The following is a 13,630-nucleotide window of genomic DNA, read 5'->3' as shown; positions in this document are numbered from 1 at the left end:
ACAACACACTCGGCGCTGATATTCATAACAAATTCAAGTAAGGTAACCAGCTAGTTAACGTATCGGATTCTAAAACTATGGATTGGTTGATTCTATTCTTATCAGGGGTGATTGGCGGTGTGCTTAACTCAATTGCGGGCGGCGGCAGCTTCATCACCTTCCCCGCTCTATTATTTGCTGGTGTTCCACCAATAGCAGCCAACGCGACCAACACCTTTGCTTCATGCGCTGGCTACATGAGCGGAGCCTACGCTCTACGCCACGAAATTCAATCTGGTACTAAGCAGCTAAAACTGACCATTGGTTTGTGTGTAATTGGCGGCGGCATTGGTGCATTTTTGCTGCTGCACACGCCAGAAGTCCTATTCACTCAATCCGTTCCTTGGCTACTGCTATTTGCTGCTTTGCTTTTCACGTTTGGTGGCACGCTCAATAAATGGCTTAAGCAAGCAACAGCAAAACATAAGCACGCCACCAGCGCAGGGATATTCTTTTCCGCTTTATTGCTTTTGGTCGTGTGTATCTATGGTGGTTACTTTAACGCAGGTTTGGGGATAGTAACGTTGAGTTACTTAGCTCTGGCTGGTTACACCAACATTAATGTAATGAATGGCATCAAATTGTTGGTGTCTGCGTGTGCATCACTCGCGGCAATCGTGTTCTTTGTTGTGAATGGTTCGATTGATTGGCCGTCTGGCATGGCAGTATTATTTGGTACATTGGTTGGTGGTTATTATTCAGCAAAAATCTCTCGCCGTATCCCACAACAATATGTTCGTACCACAGTGATCATCGCTAGCTTTTTGATCACCGCTTACTTTTTCTATGCTAACTAGACGTTCAGTTCAATAAGGCTTTCAACATGAAAGACAGACCGAAAAGACTCCACTCTCTCAATACCTATTTCGCTATTTTATTGCTCATAAAATAGCCAAGGTGAAATGTGTGAGGCGAGTCCTTCAATTAGCAAATTTGATAACAATTTAGACTGTTTTTTAGCCTTTATTTTACCAAAGGTGGGATAATTCTCCTGTCGAAAGTGAGACTTCATTAGGAGGCGTTATGAACATTAAACTCGGTCATGTCATGTCATCAAGTCGACTCATTTGCTTTGTCGCTTTTCTTGCTGCCACATTCGCGTGGATTCTAAAAATGCCCGCTCTGTTTTCTGTGTCAGCGCTATTCCTACTGATCAGCGCCATTGTCTATGTCGTTGACCTTTGGAAGAATCAAAGAAAGAATCGCGAAGCTTAAAGCTCAAGAACAATAAGCTTTAGACAGATTTAATAGTTATACGCATTAAAAAAGGAGCGCTTAGGCTCCTTTTGTATTTTGCAGTCAAGGCTTTGGCTATCTTACGATGCTCAACTTACGTCTTTACATAAAGACGTTAAAGCTAACGACGCCTTTCTATTAACGACGCCCTATTACTAGCGACGGAAATTACGACCGTTGCCGCCACGACGCTCTTTAAATGCAGACGCTGCTTTAGCTTGTGATGCTAGAATCGATTCAACCGTCAATTCCATTGGCTCACGAGGTTCTAACCCATGGCGGAACGTACGTGAACGCGGAGGCATTTGGTATTCAATATCAGATGCTTTAGGCATACGCTTAAAACGGTAAAGGTAGAAGTTTTCAACCTTCTCGCGAGCCCATTCAGTCTTCTTCAGATATTTAACAGCACTTGCCACCGTTGGCTTAGTGTTAAAGCAGTTCATGCGCATTGCTGCATCCAAAATTTCCCAACCGTAATGATCCACTAATTCAGTGATCATAGTATCTAGCTTTAAGCCGTGCAGTGGGTTGTTTTGTTGCAGTTCGATTCTTTCGTCTTCAGTCATATCTTTACCTTTTCCAAGGCAACTAAAGGCCTTGAATATACTCTAGAACACCGTCATCACTGACCATATCTAGCTCAATCATTTGGGCATTACATCCATTGCCCTTATCTATGCCTTTATGATGGCATAAAGCATGCTCGTTATCCTATTTATCTTTCAATTTAATTTTAAAATGGTCACTTACTATCCTAATATTGCGTGCAATACCGCCATGCACTCCCGACGAGTGCTTCTCTTAGATTTCGACCAAATTCGTTCAAGTTAACAAAAACCATGATAGAAGAATGAAATATCCCTACTTTACCAATGGAATTTAAACTTATTAGAACGCAGTGTTGCTAATTAACAGTAAGGTGCTATGTTAGAAGTGGTATAGAAACCTACTAATAATGATATTAAACAATGATATAACTATAAATAAAGGTTGGCTTTGACCATGTTTGACTACTCCCAAATCAGCAGAGTAGCCGCCCAAGATAAAGACATTATCGCCATCGTTGATGATCTCTTTCGGCTAGCTCGCGAACATTACCCCATTCTGTCTAGGCTCTCGGTTGTGCTATGCAACGAAAATAGAGCGTCGAATTACTTTGTTTCGGATACTCTGTGCCAAGAAGCCGAACATCGCCATGTCGAGCAAGAACTTACGCCAGAATCGGCTTTGTCGCGCATGGCTGAGTCTTTAGATACCCGGATCATCAACGACCTCACCACCATTAGCTTAACCAAACAAATATCTCACCTACTCGATCTCGGTCATCAAAGCAGTTATACAACACCAATTCATCATCAAGAAAGTAATCTTGGATTTGTGTTTATCAATGCTTCATCAACAGGATTTTTTGCTAACCAAACTATTCAGTGTGATATCGCCTATCTCACTCAAGTCATCTCTAGCCTTTTCGTTCAGTGGTTTGAGCGCCAACGTCACTTTCAATCCTCTTTAGCGATAGCTTTAAACATGGGTCATGCTCGAGATCCAGAAACCAAAGAACACCTAATTCGCATGGGTAAATACAGTGAAAAAATTGCTCGCACTCTGTCGCACACCAAAAGAGAAATCACCCACCAATTCATTCATCGAATCCGGTTGTATGCGCCCTTTCACGACATAGGAAAGTATCGAATTCCAGATAAGGTGCTATTCAGTAGCTCGCGTTTCAACGAAGAAGAAAGAAACATCATGAACAATCACACCTTGTATGGCGAAGAGATGATTGATGACGTGGTTGCCCTTTCCCACCACAGCTCGATGTGCAGTGAAGAGATTCAATTCATTAAGAATATTGTGCGCCACCATCATGAACGGTTTGATGGCTCTGGATTACCTGATGCTTTGAGTACCACAGCGATACCACTCGAAGCTCGAATAGTGACATTAGCCGATGTATTCGATGCGCTGATGAGCAAAAGAGCTTATAAGCACGCGTGGACACTCGATGAAGTGATGGAATACATTGAAATGCAGAACGGTTCAATGTTCGACCCAGAGTGTGTTGTGGCTCTTAAACAGAACCTAGACGGCTTTATGGCAATTCGGGAGCAATACAATGACGATGCTCAGCCGCACTTAATGACAGCTTAAACTATGGCTTCTTTGTTATTCAAGCCTAAGTAAGAGAACGTAAACCAACAAAAAAGGATGCCACTGAGGCATCCTTTTGTTTTCTAGTTTGCAGCTGAAAGAACAAATTTGTTCTCTACTGATTCTAACTAACGATTATACGTCGTAAGTTGTAGAAGCAGTGTCGCCGCCTGTACCAGTCCAGTTTGTGTGGAAGAATTCACCACGTGGACGGTCAGTACGCTCGTAAGTGTGAGCACCGAAGTAGTCACGTTGAGCTTGTAGAAGGTTCGCTGGAAGACGAGCTGTTGTGTAGCCGTCTAGGAACGTTAGTGCAGAAGTCATACATGGCATTGGGATGCCTGATTCCATAGACTTAGCTGCAACTTTACGCCAAGCGCCCATGCAGTTGTCTAGGATGCCTTTGAAGTATGCATCTGAACCTAGGAATGCGATCTCTGGGTTCGCTTCATAAGCATCACGAATGTTGCCTAGGAATGCAGAACGGATGATACAACCGCCACGCCACATAAGTGCAACGTTACCGTAGTTTAGATCCCAGCCGTTTTCGTTCGACGCTTCACGCATTAGCATGAAACCTTGAGCGTAAGAGATGATCTTAGAAGCAAGTAGAGCCTGACGGATTGCATCAACCCACTCTTGCTTATCGCCTTCAACTGGAGCAACAGTCTTACCGAACAGTTTCTCAGCTTCAACACGTTGATCTTTAAGTGCAGATAGGCAACGAGAGAATACAGACTCAGTAATTAGAGTCAGTGGGATACCCATGTCTAGTGCGTTGATACCAGTCCATTTGCCTGTACCTTTTTGGCCAGCAGTGTCTAGGATTTTCTCAACTAGCGCTTCACCGTCTTCATCTTTGTAGCCAAGGATGTCAGCAGTGATTTCTACTAGGTAGCTGTCTAACTCAGTTTTGTTCCAGTCAGCAAATACAGCCTGCATTTCGTCGTGGTTCATACCTAGGCCATCTTTCATGAACTGGTATGCTTCAGTGATAAGCTGCATGTCACCGTATTCGATGCCATTGTGAACCATCTTAACGAAGTGACCAGCACCGTCGTTACCAACCCAATCACAACAAGGCTCACCCGCGTCAGTTTTCGCAGAGATACCTTGGAAAATAGGCTTAACCGCTTCCCAAGCTTCAGGAGAACCGCCTGGCATGATAGAAGGACCGAAACGAGCGCCTTCTTCACCACCAGAAACACCCGTACCGATGAAGTGGATGCCTTTCTCACGAAGAGCAGCAACACGACGGTTAGTGTCCGGGAAGTTAGTGTTACCACCATCAATGATGATGTCGCCTTTGTCTAGAAGTGGTACAAGCTTGTCGATGAACGTATCTACAACGTCACCAGCACGAACCATAAGCATCACTTTACGTGGCGCTTCTAGCTTCTCAACTAGCTCTTCTAGAGAGTAAGCACCAACAATGTTAGTACCTTTAGCTGGGCCTTCTAGGAACTCGTCTACTTTCGCAGCAGTACGGTTGTGAGCCACAACTTTGAAGCCGTGGTCGTTCATGTTTAGGATAAGGTTCTGACCCATTACTGCTAGGCCAATTACACCGATATCACCTTTCATTATTTATATCTCCTTGCGGCTATTCGCACTTATGCGATAGCACTTGCTGCATTTGAATCTAGGAACCACTCTGTTTCGCCAGTTTTAGACTGGATTTTCGCTGCCGGGTAAGGCAGTTCTGAAGCAGGAGTTGTATGAATTTCTTTAACGATCTCGACTTTACCTGCGCCAAGCACTAGGTAGCTGATTCGTTTTGCTGCTTCTAAAACTTTCGCTGTTTTAGAAACACGGATCTGACCCGACTCTGGGTGAGAAGCTAATACAGATAGGTTCTCATCTTGGTAGTCAGTTACACCCGGGAATAGTGAAGCTGTGTGGCCGTCTGCGCCAACACCTAGCAGAATCCAATCGAATACAGGCGTGCCGTTTTCAGTTGGAATCACGTCTGCCATCTCTTTTGCGAAACGCTCTGCTTCTGCTTTAGGCTCATCTTCACCACGGATGCGGTGGATGTTCTCTGCCGGAAAGTTTACTTGAGAAAATTCTCTTAGTTTTGAAAACAATAGCGCGTTCGCTTCGCCGAAGTTGCTTTCTGCATCATCAGGTGCAACGCAACGTTCGTCGCCCCACCAGAAGTGAAGGTTATTCCATTGAATACCTTCCGCGTATGGAGCTTGAGCTAAAAGCTTGAAAAGCATTTTTGGCGTGCTGCCACCAGACAGTGAAATGTGAACAGGTTTGCCCTGCTCGCTGTAAGCTTTCATTTCGTTTGCTAGGTTTTCAACGACCAGTTCAGGCGTTGCAAAGATCTTGTGATTGATCATAGTTCGCAGTAATCCGTGTCTGTTAAGTTTTTGCATGGGAAACGCCATGCGCGGCCATCACGTCGCAGAAGTTCATCCGCTTCTTGCGGGCCCCAAGTACCACAAGCATAGCCAAACAGTGCTTGAGGATCTTGCTTGAAGTCTAAGATTGGTTGAACGTATTTCCAACATGCTTCTACTGCATCGGTACGTGCAAACAGAGTCGCATCACCGTTCAGCGCATCAAGAAGAAGACGCTCATAAGCCGTTAGCATTTGAGTTTCAGGCAAGTCAGAGTAAGAGAAGTTCATTTTCACTTCTTTTGCTTTGAAACCTGCACCCGGCTCTTTCAAACCAAAACTCATCTGAATACCTTCATCCGGTTGGATACGGATAATCAGCTTATTCTCTGGTGCATCTTGACCAAACACTGGGTGTGGCGTGTTCTTAAAGTGGATAACGATTTCAGTCACACGTGTTGGTAAACGTTTACCTGTACGTACATAGAAAGGAACCCCATTCCAACGCCAGTTGTTGATGTGTGCTTTAAGACCAATGTACGTTTCAGTGCGAGAGTCATCTGCGACACCCTGCTCTTCGCGGTAACCAGGCAAGTGCTGACCACGAACGTCTGATGCTGTGTATTGACCTAATACTAAGTCTTTACGTAGGTCATCTTCTTCTAATGGTTTCAGACACTGAAGTACTTTAACCACTTCGTCACGAATTGAATCCGCATTGATTTGAGCTGGTGGCTCCATGCCAACCATTGCTAATACTTGTAGCAAGTGGTTTTGGAACATGTCACGAACTGCGCCAGAACCGTCGTAGTACCCGCCACGCTCTTCAACGCCAAGGAACTCAGCACCTGTGATTTCAACGTATTCAATAAAGTTACGGTTCCACAGTGGTTCAAACATCGCGTTTGAGAAACGAAGCACTAGAAGGTTTTGTACCGTCTCTTTACCAAGATAATGGTCGATTCGGTAGATCTGGTGTTCTTGGAAGTGATGATGGATCTCTTCATCTAACGCTTGAGCTGATGCTAAGTCGTAACCAAATGGTTTCTCGATGATCAGACGACGCCAGCCGTTCTTTTCATCGTTCAGGCCATGCGCAGCAAGGTTTGCTGGAATCACACCGTATAGGCTTGGCGGGGTTGCCAAGTAGAACAATGTGTTATGGTTTTCGAATTGGTAGTCTTGCTCAAGCTTGTCTAGACGTTGTGCTAAACGAGCGTAGTCGTCTACATCTGAAGTGTTGATCGCTTGGTAATGCAGATGTTCAATAAATGCATTCAGCGTCTCTGGCTCAGTTTTTTCCATTTCCTGAAGAGACTTCTTCAGCTTCTCACGGTAAGACTCATCGCTGTACTCAGTACGGCTCACTCCAAGAATCGCAAAGGATTTTGGTAGTTGATTGCTAGCATACAGGTGGTACAAAGCAGGAATTAACTTGCGGTAAGTTAGATCTCCCGATGCACCAAAAATAACGATGCTGCTGTTTTCAGGTATTACCATCATCTTTCCTATAAAAACAAGGTTTTTAGTATTCGCCAAAGGTATCAGCGACATACGAAAATAGATAATAGGTCTTGGCTATTACATCAATAGCGAGTGCCTATTACACTTGAGAATGCGTTTGGTAAACGAGGGTGAAAGCTATCACCTCTATTCGGGACAGTATTGTCTATGAGTATTTGATTTACATCAACCACTGTGAAAGCAATCGATTAAATATTGACTCATTTCGAACAAATTCTAATCGATAGCTCAGTTAGCCGAGCCCGAGAGTGAAGCAAATCGGTATTCTCAAACATTGTAGTCAAGAAAGAACGGTATCTGGTCGGTGGAGTGAATAATAGGAAATGGAGAGAAAGGCAAAACCAGCCTATTCAACTGGCTTTATATTTATTTGACAGCATCGCGTTTGTCTTTGTGACTTGTTGTCGCTAAATCTATCTTCTAGCTTTGTTGTAGCAGCGTTCTGGGCGGCCTACTGACCCGTAATTTAAGTCAGCCACTAACTCGCCAGTCGTGATTAGAAATTCCAAATAGCGTCGAGCGGTGGTTCGACTCGCTCCAATCCGTTCACCTGCTTCATCTGCTGTAATATCAGCAATGTCGGCTTGTTGAAAAATGGCTCTAATTTTATCAAGCGTTACGCCATCAATTCCTTTGGGTAATGTTGACACTTTTCCTGAGTCCGCTTTCGCGTTGGCTTGCAGCATCTTATCGACCAAACCTTGGTTCAAATCAGACACACTTTCAAACTCTTGCAGCTGCGATTGATATTTTTTCAGCGCCGCTTCTAAGCGAGGAAACATCACAGGTTTCAGCAGATAGTCCACGACTCCACCGCGCATTGCCTGTTGCAAGGTATCGACGTCTCGCGCAGCAGTAATCAAAATCACATCACAACCCTGATTACTACCACGAACGTGGTTCAAAATATCAAGCCCGCATCCATCCGGCAGATACACATCCAACAAAACCAAGTCAGGCTTTAATATGTCTAATTGCATTAACGCTTCAGACTGCGTGGTCGCAATTCCGACCACATCAAAGCATCCCATCTGTTCTAAATAACGATGGTGAAGCTCTGCAATCGCAATATCATCTTCAATGACCATGACTCTCGTGATTGCGTTCATTTATGTTCTTCCTTTAACCATTGTATTCCTGTCACGACGATCTTCACTCGATCGCTCCGTGCTCAATTATTATTGTTGTTCTTCTTTCGGTAAATACACCGTCATGCGTGACCCAAAATCAGGATTATCAATCATTTCTAGCTGCCCTTGATAACGGTCAGCAAGCTGCTTAATAAGGTACAAACCAACACCTCGGTTCTGCTTCGCTTTACTCGATACACCTTTTTCGGTGAGTGCTTTCGTCGCCAAGTCTTTCGGCAAACCACACCCTTTGTCTTCTACTTCTACGATAATTTCATTACCAAAATCACTGATTGAAACTTCAATAACTCGACGCGCTGGGGGAATTTGCCCCTCTAGCTTGATAGCCGTCATGGTGGCGTCAAAGGCGTTATCTATCAGGTTGCCAAGAATTGTGACAACGTCATCCGCGTTCAGCCAACTAGGCAATGCTTCAAGCCTTGAGCCTTCTTCGACTTTGAGCTCTAAACCTATTTCTCTTGCACGCTCCGTTTTCCCCAAGAGCATGCCTGCAATGAGCGGGTCTTTGACGGTTTCACGCAAGAACTCGATCAAGCTTTGATAGTGCGCTGTTTCTTGGCCAATCAGGTGCTGTACTGAATCCAACTCGCCCATCTGGATCAAGCCACTAATGGTGTTGAGCTTGTTTTGATGTTCGTGGGTTTGTGAACGTAGTAAATCAGCATACTCTTTGGTTTGTGAGAGCTGGTCTGTTAAGTCGTTGATTTCATCTCGCAATCGGAAGCTGGATACCGCCCCGACGACTTCACCCGCCACGATAATTGGGCTGCGGTTGGCAACGATTCGCTTATTGTTCAGGTACAGCTCAACATCGTGATCGGTATCGCCAGTCGTTAACAGCAGTTCTAAGTCACTGCCCGCTAATACATCAGAAAGGCGCTTTTGGTTGAGTGCAGACTCCCTATCGATAGACAAAATATCGCAAGCACTTTTGTTTATTGAACGCAAAATACCGTTCTTATCAATACTCAAGATACCTTCTTTAACGGTACTCATAGTCACATCAAGTTCTACATATAAGCGACCTATCTCTTCAGGCTCAAAGCCCAAGATAGCGCGCTGAAAACGGCGCGATACATAACTCGAAATCAAAGCGTTGACCGCAACCACCAGCAACGCCATCACAATCAAAAAGGCTAAATAAGGTTCGATTCGGTCTTGCAGAGAATCCAATAAGTAGCCAACCGACACCACGCCAATAACGGTGCCTTGTGGGTCTTTCACCGCGGATTTACCACGGACAGAGAAGCCAAGTGATCCTTTGGCCGTCGACACATAAGATTCACCCAACACCAATGCTTTTTGGTTATCACCACCGCGCATTGGTTTACCAAGCCTGTCATCATAAGGGTGAATCAGGCGGATACCTTTATCATCTCCCACAACGATAAACGCCGCACCAATGAGCTGGGTAAGGTTTCGAAATTTAACTTGAGTTTCTTCAGACAGAACGTAGGGAGCGCCATTAGGGCCCATCGTTCCATTTTCTTGAATAATGCTGGTGACAAGTGGCGATTCAGACAGAAATTCAGCAACACCTAACGCTTTCAAACCCATCTCTTGTTCTTGAGATTGTTTGATATAATAAAAACCAGCCGCTGAAAGTATCAAAAGTTCAACAAGACCAGTGACCGTCATGATAATCAGCAGCCTTTTACGGAAGCTGATACTACTCCATTTCATATTCCACCGTCCCTAGTGTTAGACGAGCAATGTTAACACCAAGTTAATTAGATGACCTTTCTACGTACGCGAATTTGTGACTGTTACTCAACTAAATAATTGAGCAGATTATTAATTGATAATCCTTTACGTTGTTCACCTCGATTAATCGTTCGCTTTTAGAACGGATTAGCTTAAAAATCAAAATAAACGAATAAATATTGAGCTAGATCACTAAGCTTTTAGGTGTTTTTTAGGTTGTTTAAAATAAATACAATTATAATAGTTGCATATGAAGAAGTTTATTGTTGCCAAGCCATCAGTCATGATTTTCAGACTCTGCTTTAAATCGAAATTTCGGTTAACAAAAAGACAACAACTCTTCGCTCACTGGACGTATCTATAACGAAACGTTGCACGCTCGCCGCTAGGATTGTTGAACAAACAGGTTATCAACCTAACCTCATTCATACATCTCTATTCACACTATAGGCCAGCATGACAACTCAGAGGTGCCTGATAAAGCAGCGCCCAATAATAAAACATTGATGAGCAGGAAGTATCGAACAGTGGCAACGTCCAATAGAAACAGGATTAAAAACATAACGTATAAACATTGTTGAAAAGGAAACCAGGCAATGAAACGCGATAATTTTGGAATTTGTCTTACTAAGACCATGCTGTTCAAACACTTGCAATCGACTTTTACTCACGTAAGAGCCTATGAGAAAGACGGTACCTCCCCTCTCGATCTCAAGGTATTGTTAGCGTTCCCGCAAATGTCGGGCAGAGATTTATTACAAACAATGCAAGGCTCAAGACAATTGGTGTGGCGCGCCGATCACCATTGTCCTGGCTTTAAATAAGCCGCTTCATTTTGTAAAAACGCTTCTATACTGAACTTAAAAAGCACGCTTATGCGTGCTTTTTAAGTTTCATTTATCTCTGATATCTTCATCACTCAATCCTATTTACACTTGGTTAACGAGTTATGAGACTTTCTCTAAGTGTGAGAGAATCTAATCAAGACAAATGACTATTGCCCTGTTAACATTAGAGTTAATACTCTAATTGGTATTTAATGCAGATGACCAAACCAAAATTTCGATACCTTGCGATCGCCAGTATGCTTCTCGGCACTGTGACTTCGCCAGGCTATGCTGCCCCGCTCACTTTTTCTGAAGCGTGGCAAATATTACAAGAAAACAACAACTCACTTGCGGCTCAACAAGCCAATGTTGAACGTTATCAACATCTTCAGAACTCAACGAGTAGCCTCAACTTGCCTTCTATTACCTTAGGGGCTAACTACACGCACCTTGATAGTGACGTGACGATTAATGGTGAGCAGTTCACTGACAGCTTAAGTGGCGTGCCAAATTTAGGCGCAGTTGGAGGTATTCTTCAGCCTATATTAAGTGGGCTTGGCGGCGTTACCTCAACCATTACAGAACAAGACATCTTTAGCTCTTCCATTCGCGCGGTTTGGCCTATCTTCACAGGCGGGCGAATTACCGCTGCGCAAAATGCTGCTGAAGGTAAAAGCGAAGAAGCGCAAAGCCAGTTGTTGATGGAAAGACAAGCTCGCTACGAAGACTTAAGTAAATATTACTTCTCGGTGATCTTAGCGGAAGACGTCGTGAAAACGCGTCAAGCCGTTGAAGCTGGCTTAACTCAGCATCGTGATTTCGCCATCAAGCTTGAACAACAAGGGCAAATCGCACGAGTAGAACGCTTGCAAGCGGATGCGTCACTAGACAAAGCGGTTGTCGAGCGAACTAAAGCTCAAAACGATCTTAAGATTGCTCAATTAGCGCTGACTCAAATCCTTGGCCAGAGCCAAAGTGTAGAACCTTCAGAGCAACTGTTTATCAATAAGAACCTGCCTCATATGGATGTGTTCATTGATCAAACACTCATGACCTATCCCGGCCTTAAGATTCTTGATGCAAAAGAGAAACAAGCAAGCAGCTTAATTAAAGCTGAGAAAGGTAAATACTATCCAGAAGTGTACCTTTACGGTGATTACAGCCTGTATGAAGATGACTCTCTCGCCAGCGAAATGAAACCCGATTGGTTAGTTGGCATTGGTGTGAATGTGCCGCTGCTTGATACTTCTGGCCGTTCAGACAAAGTAGCCGCCGCTCACAGTGCTGTCTCACAGGTTCAATTCCTGAAGTCGCAAGCTAAGCAAGACTTAACCGTGTTGGTACAGAAGACTTACCTTGAAGCAAACCAAGCAATTGAAGAGGTTCAAGGCCTCAACTCAAGCTTGGCTTTGGCTCAAGAAAACCTATTACTCCGTAAAAAAGCCTTCACTCAAGGACTCTCGAACTCGCTAGAAGTGGTTGATGCAGAGCTCTACCTTGCGAGCATCAAAACCCAACAATCTGCTGCGCGATTCAAATACCTAATCTCTCTGAACAAGCTATTAGCGCTAACCAGCGAAATGAATGCTTACTCGAGTTACTTAACCTCTTCTGTTCCGTCTGACTTCGACTCAAAAACAGACACCGATAGCCAGTCAAAAGGATAATTCATGAAACCTATTAAGCCCCTTCTTCTATCTTTAGTTGGTATCGGCGTTATTGGCTGGGTCGGATACAGTTTCTACCAAGCTTACCAACCTCAGCCGGTTAAGCTTCAAGGTCAAATCGATGCGCAGCAATACAGCATCTCATCGAAAGTACCTGGCAGAATTGATGAAATATTCGTGCGTAAAGGCGATTCAGTTGAAAAAGGCGAATTGATCTTTTCTCTTCTTAGCCCTGAGATTGACGCGAAGCTAGAACAAGCAAAAGCAGGTCAAAAAGCTGCTGGCGCATTAGCAAAACAAGCAGAGAATGGTGCCCGTACTCAGCAAATCCAAGCCGCTAAAGACCAATGGTTGAAAGCAAAAGCGGCAGCCGATCTTATGGACAAAACCTACCAACGTGTAAACAACCTTTACAACGATGGTGTCGTTGCCGAGCAAAAACGCGATGAAGCAAAAACACAGTGGCAAGCGGCGAAGTACACCGAAAGTGCTGCGTTCCAAATGTATCAATTAGCACGAGAAGGCGCTCGTGACGAAACCAAAGTGGCAGCCGCTCAAAAAGCATTAATGGCGGCAGGTGCGGTGGCGGAAGTTGAAGCTTACGCAAAAGACACACAGATCCACAGTTGGTTTAATGGCGAAGTGTCTCAGGTGCTATTAAGCAGCGGTGAGCTCGCACCACAAGGTTTCCCTGTTGTGACTGTTATCGACACCAAGGATGCATGGGCAGTACTTAATGTGCGTGAAGATATGCTTAAGCATTTCGAGAAAGGCAGCCAGTTTGAAGCGTACCTACCGGCTCTGGATAAATCATTAACTTTCCAAGTGACACACATTGCCGTAATGGGTGATTTCGCGACTTGGCGTTCAACAGACGCAGCACAAGGCTTCGACTTACGTACTTTTGAAGTAGAAGCGCACCCTGTCGATACGAGCGAAACACTGCGTATGGGCATGAGCCTAGTGGTTGAGTTTTAGGTG

The 13,630-nt window shown here is 44.3% G+C and carries 12 protein-coding genes; 6 read left to right on the top strand and 6 right to left on the bottom strand.

Features of this window, described 5'->3' with window-relative positions; genetic code table 11:
* The first annotated feature begins 77 nt into the window (after positions 1 to 77).
* Together L3V35_RS16040 and L3V35_RS16035 are read left to right on the top strand one after the other, a co-directional pair.
* Entirely contained in the window at positions 78 to 836 is a 759-nt protein-coding gene (locus tag L3V35_RS16040; RefSeq protein ID WP_237300273.1) for a sulfite exporter TauE/SafE family protein, read from the top strand.
* A gap of 226 nt (positions 837 to 1,062) precedes the next feature.
* The gene (locus L3V35_RS16035; RefSeq protein WP_004733590.1) at positions 1,063 to 1,254 is read left to right on the top strand and encodes a hypothetical protein; all 192 of its coding nucleotides are present in this window, start codon (positions 1,063 to 1,065) and stop codon (positions 1,252 to 1,254) included.
* Between the two features lie 176 nt (positions 1,255 to 1,430).
* Here L3V35_RS16035 and L3V35_RS16030 read toward each other — a convergent pair whose 3' ends face one another.
* Positions 1,431 to 1,844, bottom strand: a complete 414-nt coding sequence (locus L3V35_RS16030; protein ID WP_054547682.1) for a VF530 family DNA-binding protein — start codon at positions 1,842 to 1,844, stop codon at positions 1,431 to 1,433.
* A 424-nt stretch (positions 1,845 to 2,268) separates the two neighbouring features.
* Between L3V35_RS16030 and L3V35_RS16025 the strand changes: the two genes are divergently transcribed.
* Complete coding sequence (locus L3V35_RS16025; protein WP_237300272.1) at positions 2,269 to 3,429, top strand: HD domain-containing phosphohydrolase; 1,161 nt, start codon at positions 2,269 to 2,271, stop codon at positions 3,427 to 3,429.
* A 135-nt stretch (positions 3,430 to 3,564) separates the two neighbouring features.
* Here L3V35_RS16025 and gnd read toward each other — a convergent pair whose 3' ends face one another.
* From gnd to L3V35_RS16000, 5 genes are all read right to left on the bottom strand, one after another.
* A complete protein-coding gene (gnd, locus tag L3V35_RS16020) occupies positions 3,565 to 5,013 on the bottom strand; it encodes a decarboxylating NADP(+)-dependent phosphogluconate dehydrogenase (protein WP_004733587.1) in 1,449 nt (482 codons plus the stop codon).
* 29 nt (positions 5,014 to 5,042) lie between these two features.
* Entirely contained in the window at positions 5,043 to 5,777 is a 735-nt protein-coding gene (pgl, locus tag L3V35_RS16015; protein WP_017072696.1) for a 6-phosphogluconolactonase, read from the bottom strand.
* A complete protein-coding gene (gene zwf / locus L3V35_RS16010) occupies positions 5,774 to 7,276 on the bottom strand; it encodes a glucose-6-phosphate dehydrogenase (RefSeq protein ID WP_237300271.1) in 1,503 nt (500 codons plus the stop codon). Before zwf ends, pgl begins: the two co-directional genes overlap by 4 nt.
* 437 nt (positions 7,277 to 7,713) lie before the next feature.
* Positions 7,714 to 8,409, bottom strand: a complete 696-nt coding sequence (locus L3V35_RS16005; RefSeq protein ID WP_237300270.1) for a response regulator — start codon at positions 8,407 to 8,409, stop codon at positions 7,714 to 7,716.
* A 69-nt stretch (positions 8,410 to 8,478) separates the two neighbouring features.
* Positions 8,479 to 10,089, bottom strand: coding sequence for a sensor histidine kinase (locus tag L3V35_RS16000; RefSeq protein WP_237300288.1), 1,611 nt, complete (start codon positions 10,087 to 10,089; stop codon positions 8,479 to 8,481).
* Between the two features lie 662 nt (positions 10,090 to 10,751).
* Here L3V35_RS16000 and L3V35_RS15995 point away from each other — a divergent pair.
* From L3V35_RS15995 to L3V35_RS15985, 3 genes are all read left to right on the top strand, one after another.
* Positions 10,752 to 10,979 carry a hypothetical protein gene (locus L3V35_RS15995; RefSeq protein ID WP_004733582.1) on the top strand — a complete coding sequence of 76 codons (228 nt, stop codon included), beginning with the start codon at positions 10,752 to 10,754 and terminating at the stop codon, positions 10,977 to 10,979.
* 215 nt (positions 10,980 to 11,194) lie between these two features.
* Entirely contained in the window at positions 11,195 to 12,649 is a 1,455-nt protein-coding gene (locus L3V35_RS15990) for a TolC family protein (RefSeq protein WP_054547677.1), read from the top strand.
* 3 nt (positions 12,650 to 12,652) lie between these two features.
* A complete protein-coding gene (locus L3V35_RS15985; protein ID WP_237300269.1) occupies positions 12,653 to 13,627 on the top strand; it encodes an efflux RND transporter periplasmic adaptor subunit in 975 nt (324 codons plus the stop codon).
* The last annotated feature ends 3 nt before the right edge of the window (positions 13,628 to 13,630 follow it).

The sequence above is a fragment of the Vibrio sp. L5-1 genome (assembly GCF_021728315.1).
GTDB classification, from domain to species: Bacteria; Pseudomonadota; Gammaproteobacteria; order Enterobacterales; family Vibrionaceae; genus Vibrio; species Vibrio splendidus_K.
Note: the sequence above shows the minus strand (reverse complement) of the source record. Positions and strands in the feature narration are given on the sequence as shown.